Annotated in this window: 20 protein-coding genes and 1 pseudogene; 11 read left to right on the top strand and 10 right to left on the bottom strand. The window is 69.1% G+C overall.

Features of this window, described 5'->3' with window-relative positions:
- Positions 1–213 precede the first annotated feature (213 nt).
- Entirely contained in the window at positions 214–996 is a 783-nt protein-coding gene (locus tag AB0E24_RS04810; protein WP_359374933.1) for an FkbM family methyltransferase, read from the bottom strand.
- A 314-nt stretch (positions 997–1,310) separates the two neighbouring features.
- On the opposite strand from AB0E24_RS04810, the gene AB0E24_RS04805 reads away from it, so the two are divergent.
- Positions 1,311–2,510 (top strand): macrolide family glycosyltransferase, encoded by a 1,200-nt coding sequence (locus AB0E24_RS04805; protein ID WP_359374932.1) that lies wholly within the window; start codon positions 1,311–1,313, stop codon positions 2,508–2,510.
- A gap of 173 nt (positions 2,511–2,683) precedes the next feature.
- Here the strand turns inward: AB0E24_RS04805 and AB0E24_RS04800 are convergent, their stop codons facing one another.
- Entirely contained in the window at positions 2,684–3,652 is a 969-nt protein-coding gene (locus AB0E24_RS04800; protein ID WP_359374931.1) for a GlxA family transcriptional regulator, read from the bottom strand.
- Positions 3,653–3,779: 127 nt separating this feature from the next.
- Here AB0E24_RS04800 and AB0E24_RS04795 point away from each other — a divergent pair, with 127 nt between their 5' ends.
- On the top strand, positions 3,780–4,412 hold the full coding sequence (locus AB0E24_RS04795; protein WP_102933130.1) for a DJ-1/PfpI family protein: 633 nt from the start codon (positions 3,780–3,782) through the stop codon (positions 4,410–4,412).
- Between the two features lie 269 nt (positions 4,413–4,681).
- Here AB0E24_RS04795 and AB0E24_RS04790 read toward each other — a convergent pair whose 3' ends face one another.
- Positions 4,682–5,671: a S66 peptidase family protein gene (locus AB0E24_RS04790; protein ID WP_102933129.1), complete on the bottom strand. Its 990-nt coding sequence runs from the start codon at positions 5,669–5,671 to the stop codon at positions 4,682–4,684.
- Positions 5,672–6,111: 440 nt separating this feature from the next.
- Between AB0E24_RS04790 and AB0E24_RS04785 the strand changes: the two genes are divergently transcribed.
- Together AB0E24_RS04785 and AB0E24_RS04780 are read left to right on the top strand one after the other, a co-directional pair.
- Entirely contained in the window at positions 6,112–8,280 is a 2,169-nt protein-coding gene (locus AB0E24_RS04785; protein ID WP_102933128.1) for a hypothetical protein, read from the top strand.
- A gap of 6 nt (positions 8,281–8,286) precedes the next feature.
- Positions 8,287–9,906 (top strand): ABC transporter substrate-binding protein, encoded by a 1,620-nt coding sequence (locus AB0E24_RS04780; RefSeq protein ID WP_359374928.1) that lies wholly within the window; start codon positions 8,287–8,289, stop codon positions 9,904–9,906.
- Positions 9,907–10,003: 97 nt separating this feature from the next.
- Here AB0E24_RS04780 and AB0E24_RS04775 read toward each other — a convergent pair whose 3' ends face one another.
- Positions 10,004–11,227, bottom strand: coding sequence for an MFS transporter (locus AB0E24_RS04775; protein ID WP_359374926.1), 1,224 nt, complete (start codon positions 11,225–11,227; stop codon positions 10,004–10,006).
- A 314-nt stretch (positions 11,228–11,541) separates the two neighbouring features.
- Positions 11,542–11,976 (bottom strand): helix-turn-helix domain-containing protein, encoded by a 435-nt coding sequence (locus tag AB0E24_RS04770; RefSeq protein WP_359374924.1) that lies wholly within the window; start codon positions 11,974–11,976, stop codon positions 11,542–11,544.
- On the opposite strand from AB0E24_RS04770, the gene AB0E24_RS04765 reads away from it, so the two are divergent.
- Entirely contained in the window at positions 11,975–12,103 is a 129-nt protein-coding gene (locus tag AB0E24_RS04765; protein WP_430541504.1) for an alpha/beta fold hydrolase, read from the top strand. The two genes, AB0E24_RS04770 and AB0E24_RS04765, sit on opposite strands and share 2 nt — an antisense overlap.
- A gap of 155 nt (positions 12,104–12,258) precedes the next feature.
- Here the strand turns inward: AB0E24_RS04765 and AB0E24_RS04760 are convergent, their stop codons facing one another.
- Positions 12,259–12,978 carry a GntR family transcriptional regulator gene (locus tag AB0E24_RS04760; protein ID WP_200764599.1) on the bottom strand — a complete coding sequence of 240 codons (720 nt, stop codon included), beginning with the start codon at positions 12,976–12,978 and terminating at the stop codon, positions 12,259–12,261.
- A 184-nt stretch (positions 12,979–13,162) separates the two neighbouring features.
- On the opposite strand from AB0E24_RS04760, the gene AB0E24_RS04755 reads away from it, so the two are divergent.
- The 3 genes from AB0E24_RS04755 (at position 13,163) to AB0E24_RS04745 (ending at position 16,496) form a co-directional block, all read left to right on the top strand.
- A complete protein-coding gene (locus tag AB0E24_RS04755) occupies positions 13,163–13,681 on the top strand; it encodes a 4-vinyl reductase (RefSeq protein ID WP_069869531.1) in 519 nt (172 codons plus the stop codon).
- A 186-nt stretch (positions 13,682–13,867) separates the two neighbouring features.
- Positions 13,868–15,175 (top strand): MFS transporter, encoded by a 1,308-nt coding sequence (locus AB0E24_RS04750; protein ID WP_359374921.1) that lies wholly within the window; start codon positions 13,868–13,870, stop codon positions 15,173–15,175.
- Positions 15,176–15,242: 67 nt separating this feature from the next.
- Complete coding sequence (locus tag AB0E24_RS04745; RefSeq protein WP_102933124.1) at positions 15,243–16,496, top strand: metal-dependent hydrolase family protein; 1,254 nt, start codon at positions 15,243–15,245, stop codon at positions 16,494–16,496.
- A 245-nt stretch (positions 16,497–16,741) separates the two neighbouring features.
- On the opposite strand, the pseudogene AB0E24_RS04740 reads toward AB0E24_RS04745, so the two are convergent.
- Positions 16,742–17,201 (bottom strand): annotated as a pseudogene (locus tag AB0E24_RS04740) (SAM-dependent methyltransferase); the annotation flags it as partial.
- 67 nt (positions 17,202–17,268) lie between these two features.
- A complete protein-coding gene (locus tag AB0E24_RS04735) occupies positions 17,269–18,162 on the bottom strand; it encodes a helix-turn-helix transcriptional regulator (RefSeq protein ID WP_206331050.1) in 894 nt (297 codons plus the stop codon).
- A gap of 146 nt (positions 18,163–18,308) precedes the next feature.
- On the opposite strand from AB0E24_RS04735, the gene AB0E24_RS04730 reads away from it, so the two are divergent.
- Positions 18,309–19,148 (top strand): SDR family oxidoreductase, encoded by an 840-nt coding sequence (locus AB0E24_RS04730; RefSeq protein ID WP_359374918.1) that lies wholly within the window; start codon positions 18,309–18,311, stop codon positions 19,146–19,148.
- Positions 19,149–19,166: 18 nt separating this feature from the next.
- On the opposite strand, the gene AB0E24_RS04725 is transcribed toward AB0E24_RS04730, so the two are convergent.
- Positions 19,167–19,820 (bottom strand): TetR/AcrR family transcriptional regulator, encoded by a 654-nt coding sequence (locus AB0E24_RS04725; RefSeq protein ID WP_359374916.1) that lies wholly within the window; start codon positions 19,818–19,820, stop codon positions 19,167–19,169.
- 219 nt (positions 19,821–20,039) lie between these two features.
- On the opposite strand from AB0E24_RS04725, the gene AB0E24_RS04720 reads away from it, so the two are divergent.
- Positions 20,040–20,849, top strand: coding sequence for an alpha/beta fold hydrolase (locus tag AB0E24_RS04720; protein ID WP_359374914.1), 810 nt, complete (start codon positions 20,040–20,042; stop codon positions 20,847–20,849).
- 42 nt (positions 20,850–20,891) lie between these two features.
- Here AB0E24_RS04720 and AB0E24_RS04715 read toward each other — a convergent pair whose 3' ends face one another.
- Positions 20,892–21,503, bottom strand: a complete 612-nt coding sequence (locus AB0E24_RS04715; protein ID WP_079255778.1) for a TetR/AcrR family transcriptional regulator — start codon at positions 21,501–21,503, stop codon at positions 20,892–20,894.
- A 265-nt stretch (positions 21,504–21,768) separates the two neighbouring features.
- Between AB0E24_RS04715 and AB0E24_RS04710 the strand changes: the two genes are divergently transcribed.
- Positions 21,769–22,329 carry a DUF308 domain-containing protein gene (locus AB0E24_RS04710; protein WP_069869539.1) on the top strand — a complete coding sequence of 187 codons (561 nt, stop codon included), beginning with the start codon at positions 21,769–21,771 and terminating at the stop codon, positions 22,327–22,329.

The following is a 22,329-nucleotide window of genomic DNA, read 5'->3' as shown; positions in this document are numbered from 1 at the left end:
GGAACGTGACCTACGGGCTCATGGGCGGGCGGATCGGCGATGGACGCCAACACGGATCACACGGATCACGACGCTGATCGGCGGGCTGTTCCCCGTCTCCCACAGTGCGCGGAGGGCATCCCATACCGCCCCGACCTCATCGACGGCAGTCTCACAGAGACCGGACTCGACTCCCAGCCACCTGACCATCCACACGACACCACGAGTTCAACCTCACTGAGCGCGCTCGCGCGTGGCGTACACCATCGAGGCGCGCAAGACCTCCGGAATGTTGACCGCGCTCTCCGTCGTCACCGTGAAACCCTGGGCGTCGAGAACCCCGAGGACCGCGTCCAGGCGGCCGTCCAGGTCCTGTACCTCGATCACGCACTGCCGCACCCGCTGCCAGTCCGAGGCGTCGAGGCCCTCCATGACCTCCAGCTCCGCGCCCTCCACATCGATCTTGAGCAGGTCGATCGGGCCCTCGGGTGCCCAGTCGCGCAGCTCGTCGGACAGCCGACGCACCTCGGCCTCCACCTCGACGCCGCCCATGATGCGGTCCACCGCGTCGTGGCCCATCTGCTCCGCGATCAGCTCCTTATTGAGCTTCTTCTGCTCCGGATACCGCGTGGAGTTCCCGGGCAGCCCGGGGTAATAGGTGAACCTCACGCGCTCCTCGGGCCGTCGGCCGAGCGCTGCCCGCACCACTTGCACGTCCTTAGCGCCGTGGCTGTCCAGGTTTTCCAGGAGTGCCTGGTGGATCGCGGGGATCGGCTCAAAGGCCAGGATCCGCGCGCCCGGGCATTCCTGCATGACGAACAGGGAGAACATCCCCACGTTCGCGCCGATGTCCACGATCCGCGCGGAGTCGGAGAGCCGGATACCGTGTTTGAGATAATCGCGTTCGACGAATACCTCGTGGTAGATGAAGTGGATCTCGGAGAAAAGCGCGTCCTTAAGCTGCGGTACGGAGACGGAGAATCCGTCAGCAACCTGAACTGATTCGAGATCGGTCATGAACGCTCCCTGAGTCGTGATCGCCATACCCCGTACCCCGTACCCTGTGGAGGTTCTGCCCAAGCCACGGGCCCGCGCCGACCGTTGCCCCCGGCAGTCACAAGTACGTCACGGACCAGGTCGAACGGGAAGCACCCTTCCTTGAGTGGCTCGCCGGTCACGAGCGCCGACGCGCTCGGTCACCACCACGACCCCCCTCGAGTCCGAGGCCGGAGCCAGCTGGCGCCGCTATGCCTCCGGTGCCCGCATGGTGCCCGTGCGCCCCGGCAGGGGCATGATTGTCGACACGCGCCGTCTCAACTAACGTTCGCACCATGAGCCATCTCGCCATGGTCAGCATCGCCCACCACGGTCATGTGAATCCGAGCCTGGGGATCGTGCGGGAGCTGGTCGCCCGTGGCCACCGGGTCAGCTATGCCATTCCCGACGAGGGCGACTTCGTCCAGAGGGTGCGCGCCACCGGCGCCGAGCCGAGGGTGTGGAAGTCCACGCTGCCCGCCGCCGGGGACGACCCGGAGGCGTGGGGCGAGACCCGGCTCGACCTCTCCGAGCTGTTCCTGACAGACGCGGTGCAGGCGCTCCCGCAGCTCGCCGCGCTGTACCGAGAGGACGTCCCCGACCTGGTGCTCAGCGACATCTCCGGCTGGGCAGCACAGGTTCTCGCGCACCGTTGGGGCGTGCCCTACGTGCAGTTCTCCCCCAACCTGGTGCCCTGGGAGGGGTACGAGGAGGAGATCGGCGCGCAGCTGGCGCGGGAGCTGAAGTCCTCCGCGCGCGGCCGTGCCTACTACGCGCGCTGGCACTCCTGGCTCGCCGAGAACGGCCTCGCGGGCACCGACCCGGACACCTTCATGGGTCGCCCCCCGCGTTCGCTCGTCCTCATCCCCCCGGCACTCCAGCCGTATGCCGACCGGGTGGATACCCGCCGATACAGCTTCGTCGGCGCCTGCCAGGGCGACCGGGCGGGCCAGGGCGTCTGGCGGCGCCCGGCCGCGGCCGCGGGCAAGCGGGTCGCGCTGGTCTCGCTCGGCTCCAACTTCACCAAGCAGCCCGGCTTCTACCGCGCCTGCGCGGCCGCCTTCGGTGAGCTGCCCGACTGGCATCTGGTGCTCCAGGTGGGCAGGCAGGTCACCGAACAGGAACTGGGCACGGTGCCGGACAACGTCGAGGTGCACTCCTGGGTGCCGCAGTTGGACGTGCTGCGGCAGGCCGACCTCTTTGTCACCCACGCCGGGGCCGGCGGCGCCCAGGAGGGCCTGGCCACCGGCACCCCGATGCTCTGCGTGCCGCAGGCCGCCGACCAGTTCGGCAACGCCAACAGGCTGGTCCTGCTCGGTGTCGCCGAGTGCCTCGACACCGCCGACGCCACCGCTGAGGCGCTGCGTGCCGCTGTACTGCGGCTCGCCGACGACCCGGCCGTCGCCGCGCGGTGCGCCGCGGAGCGGGAGCGAACCGCGGCGGGGGACGGCTCCCGGCGGGCGGCGGACCTGGTGGAGGCGGAGCTGCCAGGCTGACCGGCGTCGAGCCCTCCGGCGGGGTGGGGGTGACGCCGGTGCATATGAGGCTTGTCCGTTCGGTGATTCCCCTGCGCGGCGGTCCATGACTCTGTGCAGTGAGGTGAGATGCCCCTGAGGTACGCGGTTCGCCGAGTACGGGCCCCGTGATCCATGGGGTGAGGGGGCGGCGGTCAGGTGGCGGTGAAGGTTTGGCGGTATTCGCTGGGTGTGGTTCCCGTGGTGCGGCGGAAGTGCTGCCGGAAGTTCGCCGGGGTGCCGAGGCCGCAGGTCTGGCTGATGTGGCTGATGGTGGCGTGGGTGGTTTCGAGGAGTTCGCGCGCTCGGTCTATGCGTGCGGTGTTGAGCCATTTCATCGGGGTGGTGCCGGTTTCGGCAGCGAAGCTGCGTGCGAAGGTTCGGGTGGAGAGCCGGGCGTGTGCGGCCAGGTCGGCGACTGTCAGTGGTTTGTCGAGGTGTGTGAGCGCCCATTCCAGAGTGGCGCCGAGGCCGGTTTTGTTCGACGGTGTTGGCGGTCTTTTGATGAACTGTGCCTGCCCGCCTTCCCGGTGTGGTGCGGCGACGATCTCTCGCGCTATCGCGTTCGCGACGGCCGTGCCGTGGTCGCGGCGCAGGAGGTGCAGGCAGAGGTCGATGCCGCTGGCCACGCCCGCGGAGGTGAGGACGTTCCCGGTGTCGACGTAGAGCACATCGGGGTCGACTTCGACTTTCGGGTAGAGGCGGGCGAGGTCATCCGTGTGGCGCCAGTGTGTTGTTGCGCGTCGCCCGTCGAGCAGTCCCGCGGAGGCGAGTGCGAACGCTCCGGTGCAGATCGAGGCGATGCGGGCACCGTTGTGGTGTGCCTGGTGTAGTGCGGCTGCCGCGTCGTGGGGTGCGCCGTGGAGGAATCCGCGGAAGGCGGGCACGATCACGGTGTCCGCGGTCCTGACGGTGTCGAGGCCGTGCGTGGCGGTCAGGGGCCATCCGTTGTGCGTTTCGACGGGGCCCGGGGCGCGGCCGCAGAGCATCAGTTCGTAGGGCAGTTGGGGCTGGCCGAGGATGTGGAACGGCATACCGGCTTCCATCGGCAGTACTCGCTCGAGTGCGAGGACGGCGATGCGATGTGGCCGGGTGGGGTGTCCTGATGCCCTCGGAACGGTCATGGCAGGAATCTATCCTGGTCGGCCTCTTCTGCCACTTGTGGGTGTGGTGGCGGCCCCGGAGGATCGAGTGGTCCGACATCGTGTCGGACCACGTCGTTTGTCCTGCCAGGAGATGTTTCGAAAAACCATGACTGACGCACTTGGGTATCGAGTCACCGTGCTGTTGTTCGACGGTGTTGAGGAGTTGGACGCGATCGGCCCGTGGGAGACGCTGCGGTTCTGGCAGGTGTTGACCAAGCGGGATGTGGTCGTCCGCACAGCGAGCATCGACGGGCGGCCGGTGCGTTGCGGCATGGGTTTGATGGTCACGCCCGATGGCGCGGTCGATGATGGGCCGAGGCCCGACCTCCTGGTTCATCCTGGTGGTGCCGGAACCGATCTCCTCCGGGCCGACCAGGAGCACTTGTCACGGCTGCGGTCTCTGGCGGCCGGGGGCACGCTGTTGGCGTCGGTCTGCAACGGTTCCCTGGTCTTGGCGGCGGCCGGGCTCCTCGATGGGCTCCCCGCGACCTCTCACTGGGGTGTTCTCGATGAGCTTGTGTCGCGGTACCCGGGCGTGGATGTGCGCACCGGGCAGCGCTGGGTCGACGCCGGACACATTGTGACCAGCGCGGGCGTGTCCGCCGGGATCGACATGGCGCTTCATCTCGTGGACCGCCTCGAGGATGCCGAGATGGCCCGGTCGGTGGCGCACGCGATGGAGTACCCGTGGTCACCCCAGACTCCCGTCACCACCCCGGTGGGGAACGGCGAAGTATGACCGGGGATCGCGAACAGTGGCAGCCATGACGGCCCGTGACGGCTGTGTCAGCCACCGCGATCGCACTGGCAGGATGCTCCTCACCGGCCGCGGCCCCCACGTCGTCTGCCGAAAGCCGCCCTCCGGCGGCACGTCCCCGGCAGAGGCGGGGTCGGCAGGGCCGGACGCCGGGGGTTGGCCGAGTGCCCGGTCACGGCGGAGTCGTCCTCCGTGCCGAAACGGGGGTCGTCACGCTGGACGACAGCGGGCGCCCACGGGCCTGAGGGAACTCAGTCTTCCGTGACCGCCGACTCGAGCAGGGACAGCGTCCGGTTGTCCGCGTCCACGTGTGCGCGGACGCCGAGAGGCAGCGGCAGGTTCGGCGAGGTGTGGCCGAAGTCGGCCTGGGCGAGAACCGGGATGTCACGCTGCGCCAGGACATCGAGTACCACGTCGCGTAGATCCGCGCGCTCCCCGCCACCCTCGTAGGGCGTGACCTCGGTCGGGATGCCGACCACCATGCCCGCGATCCGGTCCAGCACACCGGACAGCCGCAAGGTGTGCAGGTCGTTCCAGATCCGCGAGACCGGCCGCTGCACCTCCTCCCAGAACAACACGGCGCCCTCGAACCGTTCGGCGGCCGGCGCGAACGGTGTCCCCTGGAGCAGAACGAGGCGGTTCAGCAGACCGCCGAACAGCGGTCCCTGCGCGCGGCCCGGCCGCCAGGTTTCCCAAGCCCCCATCGCCGGCAGGACGCCCGGCGCCTCGGCCTTGGTGAGCACACGGGTGTAGAGGTCGACGAGCTCGGAGCGGCGGGCCTCGTCGCCCAGCGTGTACCAATCGCCGCCGAAACCGTGGGTGGCGATGTCGGCGTGGAAGCCGACGAGGCCGGTCTTGGCGTGCAACGCCATGTGCAGCAGCGAGATATCGCTGTAGCCGAGGATCGGTTTCGGGTCGGCCCGGATCGCGTCCAGATCGATCAAATCGAGATAGCCGATGGTCGCCTGTCCACCGGTGTGCGCGACGATGGCCCGCACCTCCGGGTCCCGGAGCAAAACATTGAGTTCATCGGCCTGCTCCGCCGGAGTGCCCGACGCCCACCAGCGATTCCGCGCCGGGTTGACCATCGGGCTGACCCGCACGCGGAAACCCATCCGCTCGAGTATCGCCACACCACGGGCGAGCAGTGGTTCCTCACCCGGCTCGAGCTGGCCCGAGGGCGCGGTAACGACCACAAGGTCGCCGGAACGCAGCGCGCGGGGCCGAAGGATCGCAGGCATGGGGCCTCCTCCTTGTTGATCAATAATGCCGAGCAACAAGGTCCGTGCCGCCGATATTCCGCCTCACCGACGTGACCACGTCAAGCCCGAAACCCCCGGCTGGGCCCGCTCACCGGCCGCCTCCACGCGGACAACCCAGGAAGGGCGGGTGCCGATGACGGGTTCGTCGGCACCCCGAGGACTCCTTCGACTGTGCAGAACTACCGCGGGGTCGCCGGACCCACCAGTGGTCCCGTGCGCTCGCGAGACGCCCGGCGCACCGAACCGTATTGGCCGTATCGACAGCGAGCCGACGGCGACAGGCCGCCACGGATCTGTCAACTTCCCCGCAGGTATTTATCCTTGTCCATAAGAATCGCTGATTTTTTCCATTACTCTTTCCTGACCCATCATCACCATCCGCCCGATCCCGGGCGGGACACTCCACGGGGGAGGAGTCCGTGTGTGAAGACCTGGGCTTCGAGAAGCTGCTCGGCGAGGAGGGTTTCTTCGCCTGTCTGCTCGGGCGGTCGCCATCGGGCGCCGGCCGGGGACCGCTGTACGGCCCCGACCTGCCGGTGGTGCTGCTCACCGGCGGTCCCGGTATGGGCAAGGGACGGCTGCTACGCGCGGTGCGGGACCACTTCGCGACCAAAGTGCCGGTGGTCTACCTCGACTGCGGTTCACCGGTGTACGCGGACCGGGCGGAGCCCGAGCCGGGCGCCCGTGCGGCCGCGACCGAGGCCCTGGTCGAGATCGCCCGGCGGCTGTGCACCTGGCAGGGGACGGGCGGCTCGTTCGCCTTTCCCCGGCTCTTCGCCGGCCTGGCGGTGATCGCGACCGGAGCCGCGGACGGCACCCCCGCGGCGGTCGCGACGGAGATCGAACGGTACGAGGGGCTGCCCCAGAAGCGGCGTCTGCCCGGTCTGCGGACAGGTGACTTCTGGAAGGGAATGGTCTCCGGGTCCATCCAGAACCTGCTGGCGGCCCTGGCGGGGCAGGCGCTCGACCCGTACTCCGCGGCGGTGAGCAACGCGCTGCTGGATGCCCTCTTCCAGTCCTTGGCGCCCCGGGGCCGGGTGGAACTGGAGCGGATCTACGGCGGGTATCCCGGCGCGGCCGGCCAGCCCCAGCACGGGCTGCGGAATCTCGCCGCCGACTTCCAGGCGCGCGGCGAGGCACGGGAGCTGGCGGAGGGCTTCCTCTTCCGGGCGCTGCGCGAGGATCTCGAGGCCGCGTATGCCTCGGCGTCCGGCTGGCTGCGCCGGGTGGGCCGTCCGGGGCTGCTGCTGGACCACGCCGAGTCGCCGCTGGGCGAACGGCTGCTGCGTGCCGTGCTCACCGACCGCCGGGGCGGGCAGCGCGACCGTGTGGTGATCGTGGGCACCGCGCGCCGGGCGGACGGCGGCGCCTTTCTGTACGGCGGTCTGCCGCCGGAGGAGGTGGTGCCCGCGGCGGAGTTCCGTCCCGCCGACGGCGGCCCGCCCGCCTGGTCGCGCGCCGGGGACGGCAGACCGGACCGGGCTCCGCTGGCCGGCGGGGCCCTGCTGCTGCGGATGCCCTTCCTCACCGGGGACCAGCTGCGCCGGGAGACCGAGCGCAGGCAGACGCGCGTGGAGCCGGAGGGCGGCGCGAACCGCCGGCGTATCGACGCTGCCGTGGCGCGGCTGAGCGGCGGACGGCCGCATACGGTGATCCGGCTGGCCGCCGCCGCGGCCGCCTTCCGGATGCCCCCGGACGCCAACGACCGGGACGTGCTGGAGGCCCCGCTGCGGCTCCCCGGCGACGGTGCCCCGGAGCGGCCGGTGGCCGAAGTGCTGCTTCAGGAGCTGCTCATGGACCAGCTGCCGGTGAAGCTGCCGACCGAGCACCGCGACGAGTGGCTGGATCTGCTCACTCATCTGTCGGTGGCACACGACGAGGAATGCGCCGACGTCCTGCTGCGCCATCATCAGTCGGGCCATGTGAACCGCTTGACCGCGCACCAGGTGGCGACGCTGCTCACCGACACCGGATGGCCCAGCTGCGGACGGCACTTCATCGGGGACTTCGGACTGCGCCAGATGCTGGTGCACCGGCTGTACGGGCTGCGCCCCGGCGGCGCCGCCTGGTACGCCGACCACCACCTCCTGAGGGACCATTACGGGCGAGAGGCGGCGGACGGGGAACCGCCGGGCGGAGAGGCGTTCGGCTCGGTCGTCACCCACCGTATGAACCACCATCTGGTGTCCGGCGGTGCGGACGATGTGGCCGGCCATCTGGCCGCCACGCTGCCCGGACGCCCCCGCGAGTGGTGCGCTGAGCTGCTGGAGATCGCCCAGGCGCCGTATCCGGGTGGTGCGGACGCCCGGCGGGAGCGCGCCCAGGGCCTGGTGGTGGCGACCGGACCGGCGCTGCGCCGCACCGTCGACCAGCTGCTGCACGCGGTGTGGCTGTGCGAGGAACGGACCAGGCCGACCGGTCAGGAGACGGCCCGCACCTTGGCCCAGCTGCTGGGCCTGCTCTCGATCATGGAGTTCGAGGGGGCGGGGCAGCTCGGCAAGGTGGCCACTCAATGGAGCGATCTGGCGGCGAACGAGCAGCCGTTGCTGCGCTGCGCATGTACCGAGCAACTGGGTCGAAGGAGGTAACGGGGGATGCCCAGGTGGAAGAAGATCCTCTACGCCCTGCTGACGGTGGGGGCGGTCGCGGTGTGCTTCTGGCTCGTCTGGTCCTTCGTCCAGAAGCCGGACACCTGCGCCGACGGGGTCGAGCGGACCGGCGGCGAGTGCATAGGCGTCAACGGGGAGGGCTACGACTTCGGCACGCCCGAGATCCACGATGTGTCCCGGGCCATCGCCGAGGAGAACAAGAAGATCGACGGTCGCCCGCATGTCACGGTGGCGCTGATGCTGCCGCTCCAGGCGGACAAGCCAGCGCTGCGCCGGCAGATGCGCAGCGACCTCCAGGGCGCGTATCTCGGGCAGCGGCAGGCGAACGAGGGCGAGGGGGAGCCGCCGAAGATCCGGCTGGTGCTGGCCAACCCCGGACGGGCCTACAAGCAGCAGCAGAAGGTCGTGGACACCCTGCTGCGGATGGCCGACTCGTCCAAGGACCGGCTGCGCGCGGTCACGGGCTTCAACCTCAGCCTCGATGACACGCGGGAGGCGGTCGAGCGGCTGACGCAACACAAGGTCCCGGTCCTCGCCTCGCGGATCAGCGGGGACGAGATCGCGAACGCGGACCGCACGGACGGGACGGCGAAGCCACGCTTCCCCGGTCTGGCCCGGTTGATCCCCACCAACCATGACGCGGCCCAGGCGCTGGCCAACTTCAACGGCGAACGGGGCCGACAGAACCGCAAGACGGTGCTGGTCTACGACAAGCGCAGCGACGGCTACAACGAGTCGCTGGCGAAGGCGTTCAGCGGCATCGAGGAGCAGGGCCCGCCCGGCCCCGCCGCGATGCCCTTCGAATCCCCGGCCATCGACGAACCGGGCTCGACCGGCAACCAGTTCTCCCAGACGGCCAACAACATCTGCGACTCGGGCGCCGACACCATCTACTTCGCGGGCCGCACCCTGCATCTGCGGATCCTGGCGCTCAAACTGGCCCAGGTGGACTGCGAGAACCGGCACTACACGATCGTCAGCGGCTCCGACGCGGCCTCGCTGCGGCAGGACATGACCGAGAAGGACTGGCAACAGCTGCGCGGTGAGGGAGGCAAGGCCAAGGTGACGGTGCAGTACGCCGCCCCCGCGCATCCGGACGCCTGGCGTACCGAGCTGGCCGAATGGAAGAAGGAGTGGACCGCCCACCACGACCGCGAGCCCGCCAAGGAGGAGCTCCCGCAGTACCTCACCGAGCCCAACGCGGCCCTGGGCACGCTGAAGAAGCGCATCGAGACCACCCGCGGCGAGGACATCAAGCTCGGCTCCACCCCGAGCCTGGAGGACTCCCGGACGATGCTGGTGTACGACGGCCTCATCACCATCGGAAAGGCGCTCCACCAGGCGCAGGAGGGCAGCGCCGAGGCGGCGCCCAGCAGTGCGGACGTCGGCGCGCAGTGGCCGCTGCTCCAGTCCCGGCACCGGGTGCGGGGCGCGAGCGGCCTGATCTGCCTGACCAGCAGCGGAAACGCATACGACAAACCGGTCGCGGTGGTCGAGCTGGATCCGGGCCGGGAAGGACTTGGCAAGCTGAAGTTCGTCGGCCTGGGCTGGCCCACCGGCCACCCCCAGCCGAAGAACTGCGTGATTCCCAGCAGCGCTCCCTGAGGGACCGGTTGGCTTCACCCGGACCGTGGGGGTTGCGATCGGGGGCGACCGAGGCCGGGGGCGTCCGCCGCCCTGCGGCCTCGCGCCGCGCCGACAGTCAGGACTCGGTGCTCCGGCCGGGCCGGGGCTCCGGGGGGATCGGTGTTTCTGCGGAGGTGGTCAGGCGCACGAGCAGGCCGTAGCCGGTTGCCATGACGAGGGCGAGGGTGAGCACGGCAGGTCCCAGGGCGGTCGCGCCCAGGTGCTGGATGAGCAGTCCCATCCCGGCTGGGAGAACAGCGGCACCGATCTTGGACGCGGCGACCTGGAAGCCGATGGTCTTGTCCGCGTGGTCATGCCCGACTCGTCCGGCCGTTGTGAGGGTGAGCAGGGGGAAGATCGGCGCTGCCGCGAGTCCGAGGATCAGCATGCCGGCGAGGGCGAGGACCGCCGGTCCGGGCAGAGCCATCATGGCCGCGCCGCCGCCGATTCCCCCGACGGCGCAGGAGAGGACGCGTGCCGCACCGACGCGTTCGGCGATGGGACCGAGGATGACTCGGCCTATGAACATGGATGCCCAGAAGCCCGATACCGCCAAGCCCGCGGTCTGTGGCGGGAGCCCGCGGCCCGTGGTGAGGAAGACGTAGGCCCACAGCCCGGTGCCGGATTCGATGCCGATGTGGATGGCGAAGACTGCCGCGCTCAGCGCGAGGACATACCGGCGTGGTCCGGCTGGGCCGCCGAGGCCGCTCACCGGGGCTGACGCGTGCCTACGGACCGCTGTCGTCACAGGGCCGTCCGGGCGGGCGGCCCAACGCCGCCCGTTTCGGAGGAAAGCGCAGGCGAGCGTCATCTGCACCGCGGCGATGATGACGTATGCCCATCGCCACCGAATGCCGGAACTCAGGGCGACGCCGACCGTCGCTGGTCCTATGGCGGCGCCCAGCCCGTAGCAGGCGTGCATCCAGGTGATGTGCCGGGCGCCGAAACGGCTTGCGGCGTAGGCGTTGAGGCCGGAGTCGACCGCGCCCGATGCGAGTCCGAGGACGACAGTCGCCGCCACCACTGCCCACAACGACGGCGCGAGACCGCAGCCGAGCAGGGCGACCACGGACAGGACCGTGCTTGCGGACAACAGCTGGCCGATGTGTACGCGGGTGAGAATGCGCCCGGTCATGGTGCTCGACAGCACCGCCGCGGCGACCCCGAACGGCAGGAGCAGCCCCAGCGCTCCCAGGGGCTGGTGGAAATCGGCGCTCATGGAGGGCCAGAGGATGCCGAGCACGCCGTCTGGCAGCGCCATGCTCACATAGGCCAGGCAGACGAGAACAACAGGAAACATGGAGTAGTAGCCCTTCGGGCCGCAGGCACGACTCATCCCACGCCCGATGCGGGCTGATGAGCCGAGGGGAAACGCGAATCAGGCGACGTCACCAGGGACGTCGCCGCGTCGTGCCGCGGAACCGAGCGGCACGCGACGACAGGTCACAGCCGAAACCACGTCAGCGCGTGCGGGGTTGCCCGGGTACCCCATCTCCACCCATGCCTGAACCTCCGGCCACTGAGCATACTCCCGAGGTGTCAGCGACGGTCCGGCTCGACCTCGATGTCGTTGCCGCCGGTCCCGTGCCCGCCGACTGCCGGGGTGGCGATCGCCTATTGCTCCTCGGACGCCGGGGGAGGCCCTGGCGTCACCGGTGGGCGAGCGTGAGCCCGGCTTGGATCGCGCCGGCCGCCCGGTTCAGTGTCGCGACCAGAGCCGGGAGCCGGTCGCGGTCGTAGCGACGACTCCTCCACGGCGTCGACGAGGCCGCGCATATGCGGCAGTGCGACGGAACGGAGGAGCGCGGTCCGGGACAGGGAATGCGCGGCGAGTTCGAGGACCGGACCGGCACGGTAGACGCGTGTCTCGTCCTGCACCGCGAAGTCGCGGTAGACGAGCATCTGGAGCAGCCGGTTCGCGGTTGACTGTGCGACCCCGAGCCGCTCGGCCGCCTCGGCGACTCTGAGCGAGCCCTCGAGCTGGAGCATCGTCGCGAGCCGGAGGGCATGGTCGATGCTGGCGATGGCGTACGTCGGCGGCGTCTTCATGAGCAGCCCCGCCGCCAACATCCCGAACTCCCGTGCCCACCTCATCAACCGTTGCGGTCACTGGGCCCAGCTCGAGCACGCCGACGAGTTCAATCGCCTGGTGGTCGACTTCGTCACCGACAACTGACTCGAGCGGCTGGAGCACGACCGTCTCATCGCCCCTCGCCGCGGGCTTGGCCGCGCCCGACGCGCCGGCCAAGCCGATCGCGGTGACCTTGAGCGGCTACCGGGCCTGGCGGGCCAGAGACGGCGATCCGCGGCGTCAGCTGACGCCTGTCCCGATCAGCTCCCGAATGTCAGCACATCTCCGCTGAGGTCCACGGTGTCGGTGTCACTTCTCGCGAAGAACTCCATGATGCGCTTGCGGAACAGCTGCACATGCCGGGTCGCGATGGCTTCTGCCGTGTCCGGGTCGCGGTCCTCATACGCCTGGATCAGCTCGCTGTGGTCCTTCTGGACGAGGACGAAGTGGTCGTGTATCTGGTCCCAGTCGTCCGTCCCGCCAAAGGCGAGGTAGCCGAGGCGCTGCTCCTGGTCGTGGATCTGGCAGGCGAGCCGCATGAAGTACTCGTTATGCGCCGCGGTGGCCTCCAGGCGGTGGAGACAGGAGTTGTCCGCGGCGATCCCCGCGGGGTCCCGTCGAAGGATGGCCTGCTGAACAGCGGCATCCGCTGCCCGGAGCTCTTTGAGGTCCTCCGGGGTGGCGCGGAGCGCCGCGAGCCGGGCGACGGCCTTTGCCACGACCACGTGCGCCTCGAACAGGTTGCTGGTGTCGATGAGGTCGAGCGGGCGCACCAGGAAACCGCCCCCGGGGCGCACCAGCACGAGGCCCTCGGAGGCGAGGAGGAACAGCGCCTCCCGCACAGGCGTGCGGCTCAGCTGCATCTCTTCACTGATTTTGAGGTCGTCGATCCAGTCTCCAGGGCGAAGCTGGAGCGTCATGTAACGCTGCCGTATCTCCTGGTACGCCCGGTCCATCAGGGTGCGCTGCCGCCTTGTCATACCCCGATTGTGTCAGGGTTCGTGTTCCCCCACGTTCGTCGTGAAGCGGTTGAGGGCGGTTCGGCCCGGCCGTCGCAGAAGGCACACCAACCCCGGCGCCGCACTGCGGCGGACCCTTGTCCAACCCATAGACACACCTCCACGGGCTCTGTATAACGTCGAAATACAGACGGAAGGCGGTGCGATGTCAGAAGCGATTCCCCTCCCGGTGGAGGTCGATCCCGTCAGCGGCCAGTGGTCGGTCGACGGACTCCCCATGATCCTCGTGCCGCGCCACCTGATCACCAACAACCTCCATGCCGTGGAGGAGCGGATCGGGTACGACGCGAGCACTACGCTGTTCCGGGCGCCCGGCTACCACTCGGCCCAGCAGTGGTGTGCCCACCAGGCGGCGAGGCACGGTCTCAAGGGCGCCGCGGTCGTACGCCACTACCTGGAGCACATGAGCCGCCGCGGCTGGGGCCGCTTCACGATCGAGGAACTGGACCTGGACCGCGGCCGCGCGAGGGTGCGGCTCGACGATTCGGCTCTCGCCGCGCGAGCCGTCGGCCCGCAGCGGAGTGCTTGCTACATGTTCGCCGGCTGGCTGGAGGGTGCGGTGGACCACGTCCGGCCCCGCGACGCCACCGGCGTCCGGTCACGCGAGATACGCTGCCGCGCCGCGGGCGCGGAACACTGTCTCTTCACGGTCGACGAGACCTGACCCGCGCTTCCCGCGCACCGGCGGCTCGCCCATTCTCTTTCTCTCCCCCTGTTCTCCCCCCGTATCCCTCATTCCTCCGTCATCTCCCGGGCACCACGATCTCTCAGCGCAATCCTCGAAGAGAGGCGATACGTCATGGCAGCAACAGCTCCGCACACCCAGCAGGACATACGGACCCTCAAGAAGGTGATCTTCGCTGCCGCCATCGGCAACCTCGTCGAATGGTTCGACTTCGCGGTCTACGGCTTCCTGGCGACCATCCTCGCAGAGCAGTTCTTTCCGAGCGGCGACTCCACCGCGGCTCTTCTGCAAACCTTCGCCGTCTTCGCGGTGGCCTTCGCGCTCCGCCCTCTGGGCGGCATGGTCTTCGGCCTCATCGGCGATCGTATCGGGCGTAGACGCACGCTGGCGGTGACGATCCTGATGATGGCGGGATCCACCACGGTCATCGGTCTGCTGCCCTCCTACCACACGGTGGGCATCGCGGCGACGGTCCTGCTCTGCGCCGCCCGCTCGGTGCAGGGCTTCTCCGCCGGCGGCGAATACGCCGGCGCCTGCGCGTATGTCCTCGAACACTGTCCCCCCGACCGCAAGGGGCGCTACTCCAGCTTCCTCCCGGTCAGCACCTTCCTGTCCTTCGCCCTCGCCGCACTCTTGTCGTTCGCGCTGTCCGCGTCGCTGTCCGCGGAATCGATGTCGTCCTGGGGGTGGCGGATCCCCTTCCTCGTCGCCGCGCCGCTCGGCCTGTTCGGGTTCTACATCCGGTCGCGGCTCGAGGAGACCCCGGCCTTCCATGCCATCGAGGAGCAACACGAGAGGGCGCCGCTCCAAACCTGGAGAGCGCTTGGCCCGCAGGCCGGGGCGATGCTCAAGCTCGGCGGCTTCATCAGTGTGACGGCGCTTTCCTTCTACACGTTCACCTCCTACATGTCGACGTATCTCCAGGCCGTAGCGCATGTGAGCCGCTCGACCGCGCTGCTCTCCAGCGTCATCGCTCTTCTGTTCGCGGCCGCGCTGGCACCGGTGTTCGGCCGCTTCTCCGACCGCGTGGGACGCCGGGCGACCATGACCATCTCCTGCCTCCTGCTCGCCGTGCTGGTGCTGCCGGCCTTCGCGCTGGCAGGAGGGAACTCGCTCCCGCGGATCATCGGCGGCCAGTGGCTGCTCGCGCTGGGCACGGTCATGTGCAACGTCGTCACCGCCGTACTCCTCTCGGAACTGTTTCCGGCCCGCGTGCGCTACACGGCGTCGGCCATCACCTACAACGTCGCCTACACACTCTTCGGAGGCACCGCACCGTTCGTGGCGACCTTCCTGATCTCGAAGACCGGCAACAACCTTTCGCCCGCCCTGTACCTGCTCGTCATGTCGATCGTGGCACTGCTGTGTGCCAGGGCGCTTCCGGAGACCTCGAAGCGATCGCTCACGGACGAGCCGACCAGCACGCCGGAAACCGCCGTCCCCGTGCTCGGCGACGGCGTGCGACGAGCATGACCCCGGGCCCTTGCCCACCCCGACTCGTCTCCCTGACCTCTGAGACCTCGCCATCCGAAGGAGCCACATGAGTACGTCGGTCCTGTTCAAAGACGTCACCCTCGTCGACTGCGTCGGTGAGCCGGCCGAGGGGGCCTGCGTCCTTGTCGAAGGGGGGCTCATCCGTGAGATCACCATCGGCGGGAAGACACCGGCCGGCACGGCTGAGCACACCGTCGACGGCAGGGGACGCACCTTGATGCCCGGCCTCATCGACACCCACGTGCACCTTGGCGCCATAGATGTCAATGTGCTGGAACAGCACCGCAACTACCCTACGAGCCTGGCCTCGGTGAAGGTCGCGCAGATCATCACCCGGACGTTGCAGGAGGGCTTCACCACGGTCCGGGACGCCGGCGGCGCCGACTGGGGCTTCAAGGCGGCGGTCGAGCAGGGGCTCATCGAAGGGCCCCGGGTGCTGGTGGCCAACCGCCCGTTGTCCCAGACCGGAGGCCACGGCGACTTCCGGCGGATGGCCGAGGTCGGTGAGCCGCTGTCCTGTTGCCCCGAGATCGGGTACGTCATGCAGGTCTGCGACGGCCCCGACGAGGTACTGAAGTACGCCCGCGAGCAGCTCCGCCGCGGAGCCGACCACATCAAGGTCATGGCAAGCGGCGGCGCGATGTCGCCCACCGACGACCTCGAAGCGGTCCAGTACACCCCGGAGGAGCTGCGCGCGGCAGTCACCGCCGCCCGGTCCGCCGGCACCTACGTCATGGCACACGCCATCGCCCCGGAGGCCATCCGCAACTGCGTGGACGCGGGCGTCCGATCGATCGAGCACGGCAACCTCATCGACGACGAGACCGCGAAGCTCATGGCCGAGGCCGGGACCTTCCTCGTACCCACCATGGCCGTCTACCAGCACCTCTACGAGGAGGGGGTCGAGCATGGCGTCCCCGAGCGGAGCATGAGAAAGGTGCGTCTCGCCCGGGACCGCGGCTACGAGGCCCTGGAGATCGCACTGCGCAACGGGGTGAAGATAGCCTCGGGCTCCGATCTCCTCGGCGACGCCTCGACCACCAAGGCGCGTGAGCTCGAGCTCAAGGCGGAAGTCCTCGGCGCGTACGGCGCCATCATCGCCAGCACCCGCACCAACGCCGAACTGCTCGGCCTCGATCACGAGATCGGAACCGTCGAGCCGGACAAGCGGGCCGACCTTCTCCTCGTCGACGGCGACCCACTTGAGGACATAGCCGTACTGCGCGACCCGTCACGTCTCGCGGTGATCGTGAAGGACGGTCGTATCGTCAAGTCCACGGTGTCAACTCATCGGCCGTAAACGACCGAGCTGGAAAAGCCGGCCGCCCGCGCCTTCGACCAGGACGATCCACGCGATCTCGCCGAACTGCGAAAGGTGGGGGAGGGCGCGGATGGCCCCACGGCCGTCGGCCTCACCCCGCCGGTCTTCCCCAACCACCGCGCAACGGTTGTAGCCGCGCGCTCCCCGCGAACGGCGGGAAGTTCCACTACCGCCGACAAGACCGGTGGGCCATGACCGCTCAGGGGACCCTGGCGACGCCGACGTGGAAGCCGCACATCCGCGTGGAGGAACTCGGTCACCCCCTCCGGGGTGCTGGTCAGCCGCGCTTCCGCGTGACGCAGGACAATCGAGTCGTTGTCCACGTAGACGATCCGGGCGGCTGGCGCTATCGCCTGCACGGTCTGGTGCAGGTTGGGTGCGGTGGGGATGGCCGGAGCCGATGTCGAGGAACTGGTCGCCGCCGTTCTTCGCCAGCCAGGCGATGGCGCGGTGCATGAACGCCCGGTTCCGGACCGCGTTGCCACGAGTCTCCTCGGGCAGCGCCTCGCCGACCTTCTGGTCGACGGCGTAGTTGTCCTTCCCGCCCAGCAACCAGTCGTAGACGCGAGCGGGGTGAGGTTTGCCGGCGTCGGTGCCGGCACGCGATATATCGGTCACGGGAAACTCCTTCGTGCGCGGAACCCCGGACGCGAGGCGCGCGCCGCGCACCCTCGTTCTCACCATCGCGCTGGCTGGGCCATCCGGAACAGGCGGTGTTCGCAAGGCGGGTGACGGTGCCGGGCCGTCGGAGCTACCGCTGGTCGCCGCTGTGAGGGATCGGATCAGGCGGTGTGGCTGACGGATCCGGGGCGGTGAGATTCTGGTGTCCTATGACGCGCAGCAGTTCGAGCTGTCCCACGGCATCGCTGCCCGGGCGGGGGGTGAAGACGAGCAGCCGCTGGTCCTGCCGGGCGGTGGCGAGTACTTCGCAGTCGATGGAGACGATGCCGACGGCGGGATGGACGATGCGCTTGCGGTCGCTGCGGCGTACGGCGACGTCATGGCGCTCCCACAGATCGTCGAACTCGCTGCTGGCGGCGCGCAGGGCGCCCACCAGCTTCGCGGCCTGCGGGTCCCGGGGACGTAGCGCGACCGCGGCACGCAGGTCGGCGACCTGAACCCGGCTCTGGTGTTCGTGGTCCTCAGCTGGGTAGAGCGCCCGGGTGGCCGACTGGGTGAACCATCGGTAGATGAAGCTCCGGGCGAGCCCGGTGTATGCGGTCTGCTCGCCGAGCAGTGCGACCGCCATCCTGTTCTGCGCGAGGACCTCACCCAGGTCGGAGACGACCTGGGCAGGCAGTTCCGTGAGTGCGTCCAGCAGTCGCAGCAGGCCCGGGCTGACATGGTCGTCGGCGGCGAAGGCGGGTGGAGAGTGGTGACCGGCCAGGTGGAACAGGTGGTCGCGTTCGTCGATACCCAGCCGCAGCGCTCGGGAGAGCGCGGTGAGCATCTGCGGTGACGGCTGCGGACCGCGAGCCTGCTCCAGCCGGATGTAGTAGTCCGGGGACATCCCCGCGAGCTGGGCGACCTCGTGTCGACGCAGCCCCGGGGTCCGTCGGCGTGCGCCTGTGGGAAGGCCCACGTCGGCGGGGGTCAGCAGCTCGCGGCGGCGCCGCAGGAAGCCCGCGAGCTCCTTCTTGTCCATGCATTCGAGTATGAGCCCCTCGGGCGTGGACAGGGAGGGACTGCCGATACCTGTCTTCGCGGGTCTCTCCCGGACCGGTGCGTGCCGTCGCACCGTGGTGGGGCGAGCTCATCGCACCGAGCCAACCGAGTAGAGGGAAGAACCTGATGAAGATCCTCGTCACCGGCGCCACCGGAACCGTCGGCGGCCTTGTCGCCCGACAGCTCTCCGGCAGCGGTCACCAGCTCGTGGCCCTGATCCGTGACCCGTCCAAGGCCGACCTGCCCGCCGACATCACGATCGTCGAGGGTGACCTGACCGACGCCTCCGCCGTGCGCCGAGCCTTGGACGGCACCGACCGGGCGTTCCTCAACATGGCCGACGACAACGGGGCCGTCTTCGCCGACGCTGCCGCCGAGGCCGGGCTGGGACACACCGTGCTGCTCTCCTCCTTCACCGCGGTCACCGAACTGCCCTCCGGCCCGGCGAACATCATCACCGCCCGCCACCAGGCGGGGGAGCAGGCCCTCATGCGGGCCGGTGTGCCCTCGACGTCGCTGCGGGCAGCCGGGTTCGACTACAACATCCTGATGTGGGTCGCCGGCGCCGCCGACAGTGTCGTGCGCGCCCCGAACGCGGACGTGAAGCTCCCGGTGGTCGACCCGGCCGACATCGCCGCCGCGGCCGTCGCCGTACTCACCGCCACCGACCCGAAGCCCGGGGCATACTCGATCACCGGGCCGCAGCGCCTGTCCGTGCGCGACCAGGTCGCCATCATCAACGAGACACTGCACCGCTCGTACACCGTGCAGGAGATCAGCCAGGCCGAGGCGGCCACGGTGGCGTTTCCGCAAGGCACCCCGGACTTCGTCACCACCTCCGTGCTGGAGACCATGGGCCCCGGCGCGGCAGTACTCGTCCCCAGCGGTGACGTCCAGACCCTGACCGGCAAGCCGGCCCGGCCCTTCCGGGCTTGGGTCGCCGACAACGCCAACGCCATCGCGTGACAGCGCAGATGGCAGGGGTCAGGTTGCCTGGACTGTGGTGTTGGTGAGGGAGGGGGACGTGTCTGCCGCGGTTGCGGTTGCGGTTGCTGTGCCGGTGCGTGCGAGGAGGAGTCCTGCGACGCCTTGCAGAAAGGTTTCGGAGACCAGTTCGGGGTCGAAGAGGCAACCGGCGGCCATGGCACCGTCCCTGAGCATCACGAGGTGCCGGGCTGCCGGGGCGGCGGGCGCGTCGCTGGTCTGTGCCAGCAGGTCCGTGATGGTGTTCAGGAACCACTGGCGGTGGGCCAGGATGAATTGGTGGATCGGGTGGGCGGGATCGGGGTATTCGGCCGCCGCGTTGAGGAAGGCACAGCCGCGGAAACCGGGGGAGAGGATGCCCTGGGTGATGGATTCGGCGACGGCCTGGACCTTGCCGACGGCTGACTCGCTGCTTGCCTGGGCGGCGGCGACCTGTCCTCGGATTCCTTGGTCGGCCTGGTCGAGGTAGGCGAGGACGAGGTCTTCCTTGCCCGTGAAGTGTCGGTACAGAGTCGCCCGGGTCACCTTCGCCTCCACGGTGATCCGGTCGATGCCGACGGAGTGGATTCCTTCCGCGTAGAAAATTCTGGTTGCCGTGCTGAGCAGCCGTGCTCGTGCTTCGGAGGTGCTGCCACCTTCTGGAGTAGGGCTCATCCTGCGAGCCTAACAAACGCCCGAGGTAGAACGTTCGGTATTGACATGGCGTTCGTCGAGCCTATGTAATGACGGGACCGAACGTTCTCTCTCGCTGTGCGCATGTGTCCGTGCCGGGCGAGGCGGCGGCGTCCGGGCCCACGTGGGGCAGGGGGCCCTCCGCACCTCGAAGCAGCACCTCCGCACCTCGAAGCAACAGTCGAACCGAAAGGCCACGTCATGCGAATTCGCACCCCCCGTCGCGTCGCACTTGCTGCCGGCGCCCTCCTTCTGCTCGGTGCGACCACCGCTCCGGGCATGGCGCTGGCGACCGACGACGGGTCCTCTGCCGCATCCGCTTCCCCGAAGCCGACCGTCGTCCTCGTCCATGGAGCGTGGGCGGATTCCTCCAGCTGGTCGTCGGTGATGGAGCGACTGCGCAAGGACGGCTATCCGGTGCGAGCCATCGCCAATCCGCTGCGGGGGCTCACCAGCGACACTGCCTACGTTTCCAGTTACCTCTCCACGATCGACGGCCCCGTGGTGCTGGTCGGCCATTCCTACGGCGGTGCCGTGATCACCAACTCCGCCGCTTCGGACCCCGATGTGAAGGCCCTGGTCTACATCGCCGGCTTCATCCCCGCGAAGGGTGAGACGGTGGGTGATCTGGCCGCCAAGTCCTCACCGCCCATCCCGCTCATCTCGACCGCCATCCCGGGCGGTACGGACGTGTCCATCGACCCGGCCCACTTCCGGGAGGTCTTCGCCGGCGATGTCGACGAGACCACAGCCGCCAATCTGGCAGCGGTCCAGCGGCCCGCCAACACCAAAGCGGTCTCCGACGCCGGCGTTGAGGAGGCGTTCCGCACCATCCCCTCCTGGAGCCTGATCACCCGTCAGGACCACGCGATCGCTCCCGACGTCCAGCGTTTCATGTCCAAGCGAGCCGGTTCGCACACCGAGGAGGTCAACGCCTCCCACGCCGTGATGATCAGTCGCCCCGGCGTGGTCACGCACATGATCGAGGATGCTGCCCGCGACACCCGGTGAAACCGACCGCGGTTGTCGGCACCGCACGGCGTGATACCGGACTCACATGTCGGCCGGCTCGGTGTAGGAGGGCGCGGCGTGGGCTTTGAGGAGTCCTTCGACTCCACGTAGGAAGGTCTCGCATACCAGTGCTGGGTCGAAGAGGCAGCCGGCGGCCATCGCGCCATCGCGCATCATCACGAAATGGCGGGCGGCGGGTTCCGCGGGCTGCTCTCGAATCTTGGCCAGAAGTCCGGTGATGGTGTCGAGGAACCACTGGCGGTGCGCGAGGACGGCCTGGTGTACCGGGTGATCGGGGTCGGGGTACTCGGCGACGGCGTTGAGGAAGGCACACCCTCGGAAGCCGGGGGACCGGATGCCCTCGGCGATGGACGCGCTGATGGTCCGGATGGTGTCGGCGGCCGGGAGCCCCGCGGCGACGGCCGCGTCGGCCTGGCCGCGAATGGCGCGGTCGGCCTCGTTCAGGTAGGCGACGACGAGGCTTTCCTTGCTGGGGAAGTGGCGGTAGAAGGTGGCCCGTGTCACCTGCGCTTCCGCGACGATGCGGTCGACGCCGACGGCGTGGATCCCTTCCGCGTAGAACACCCGGATGGCCGTCTTGAGCAGCCGGGACCGGGCTTCGGACGGCCTGCTTTCGGATTCGCTGCGCACCATGCCGTCATTCTAGGTGTAGAACGTTCGGTCTTGACAAGGTGCGACGTTTCTTGCCAGGCTACGAAACAGAACGTTCAGTCTCGCAGAGACGGGCGTCCAGCGGCTCATCGCGTTCGGCGGTGGCCCGGTCCGTCACCCGCCCCGGCACCGACAGGACCGGGCGATCGCGCCGGTCCGGGAGACATACGGCGGGCCCGATCGTGAACGCCGACCGCGGGAAGCCCTGAACTTCTTTCTCCTTCGCATATCCATCGAAAGGATCAACGTGACCACCATTGCTGCTCCGTCCGGTACCACCGGGACGGCTTCTGCCCTGCGGCAGCTGTACTTCGTCCGGTTCGGGTTCGCCATCGTCTGGGCCCTCGTGATGTTCACCATGGCCAAGGAGCTCACCCCGGTCGCGATCGTGCTGCTGGTGCTGTATCCGCTGTTCGACGTGGGTGCGGCCGTCGTCGACGCGAACGCGTCGCGCACCACTCGATCGCCGGTGCTGCTCTACGTGAACATGGCGGTCAGCTTTGTCGCGGCCGTCGGCGTGGGCATCGCCTCCGCGTCCGGCATTCCGGCGGTGCTGCGGGTGTGGGGAGCCTGGGCGATCGTGTCCGGGCTGGTCCAGCTGATCGTGGCCGTTCCCCGTCGCAAGATGGGTGGCCAGTGGCCGATGATCCTCAGCGGCGGTATCTCGGTCCTGGCCGGTGCGTCGTTCGTCGCGTCGGCCGGCGCGGACAAGCCCACGCTCACCAGCGCGATCGGCTACGCCATCCCGGGTGGCGTCTTCTTCCTCATCTCGGCCCTGCGTCTGGGCCGCGCCGCCAAGGAAGACTGA

This window comes from Streptomyces malaysiensis subsp. malaysiensis (assembly GCF_040653035.1).
Taxonomy (GTDB): Bacteria; Actinomycetota; Actinomycetes; order Streptomycetales; family Streptomycetaceae; genus Streptomyces; species Streptomyces malaysiensis.
This window is presented reverse-complemented; position numbering and strand designations above follow the sequence as displayed.

What these genes read in the sequence shown, in the direction of transcription:
- AB0E24_RS04810 (WP_359374933.1), bottom strand. Translation starts at nt 996, where the DNA reads ATGACCGATCTCGAATCAGTTCAGGTTGCTGACGGATTCTCCGTCTCC.
- AB0E24_RS04805 (WP_359374932.1), top strand. Translation starts at nt 1,311, where the DNA reads ATGAGCCATCTCGCCATGGTCAGCATCGCCCACCACGGTCATGTGAAT.
- AB0E24_RS04800 (WP_359374931.1), bottom strand. Translation starts at nt 3,652, where the DNA reads ATGACCGTTCCGAGGGCATCAGGACACCCCACCCGGCCACATCGCATC.
- AB0E24_RS04795 (WP_102933130.1), top strand. Translation starts at nt 3,780, where the DNA reads ATGACTGACGCACTTGGGTATCGAGTCACCGTGCTGTTGTTCGACGGT.
- AB0E24_RS04790 (WP_102933129.1), bottom strand. Translation starts at nt 5,671, where the DNA reads ATGCCTGCGATCCTTCGGCCCCGCGCGCTGCGTTCCGGCGACCTTGTG.
- AB0E24_RS04780 (WP_359374928.1), top strand. Translation starts at nt 8,287, where the DNA reads ATGCCCAGGTGGAAGAAGATCCTCTACGCCCTGCTGACGGTGGGGGCG.
- AB0E24_RS04775 (WP_359374926.1), bottom strand. Translation starts at nt 11,227, where the DNA reads ATGTTTCCTGTTGTTCTCGTCTGCCTGGCCTATGTGAGCATGGCGCTG.
- AB0E24_RS04765 (WP_430541504.1), top strand. Translation starts at nt 11,975, where the DNA reads ATGAGCAGCCCCGCCGCCAACATCCCGAACTCCCGTGCCCACCTCATC.
- AB0E24_RS04770 (WP_359374924.1), bottom strand. Translation starts at nt 11,976, where the DNA reads ATGAAGACGCCGCCGACGTACGCCATCGCCAGCATCGACCATGCCCTC.
- AB0E24_RS04760 (WP_200764599.1), bottom strand. Translation starts at nt 12,978, where the DNA reads ATGACAAGGCGGCAGCGCACCCTGATGGACCGGGCGTACCAGGAGATA.
- AB0E24_RS04755 (WP_069869531.1), top strand. Translation starts at nt 13,163, where the DNA reads ATGTCAGAAGCGATTCCCCTCCCGGTGGAGGTCGATCCCGTCAGCGGC.
- AB0E24_RS04745 (WP_102933124.1), top strand. Translation starts at nt 15,243, where the DNA reads ATGAGTACGTCGGTCCTGTTCAAAGACGTCACCCTCGTCGACTGCGTC.
- AB0E24_RS04735 (WP_206331050.1), bottom strand. Translation starts at nt 18,162, where the DNA reads ATGGACAAGAAGGAGCTCGCGGGCTTCCTGCGGCGCCGCCGCGAGCTG.
- AB0E24_RS04730 (WP_359374918.1), top strand. Translation starts at nt 18,309, where the DNA reads ATGAAGATCCTCGTCACCGGCGCCACCGGAACCGTCGGCGGCCTTGTC.
- AB0E24_RS04725 (WP_359374916.1), bottom strand. Translation starts at nt 19,820, where the DNA reads ATGAGCCCTACTCCAGAAGGTGGCAGCACCTCCGAAGCACGAGCACGG.
- AB0E24_RS04720 (WP_359374914.1), top strand. Translation starts at nt 20,040, where the DNA reads ATGCGAATTCGCACCCCCCGTCGCGTCGCACTTGCTGCCGGCGCCCTC.
- AB0E24_RS04715 (WP_079255778.1), bottom strand. Translation starts at nt 21,503, where the DNA reads ATGGTGCGCAGCGAATCCGAAAGCAGGCCGTCCGAAGCCCGGTCCCGG.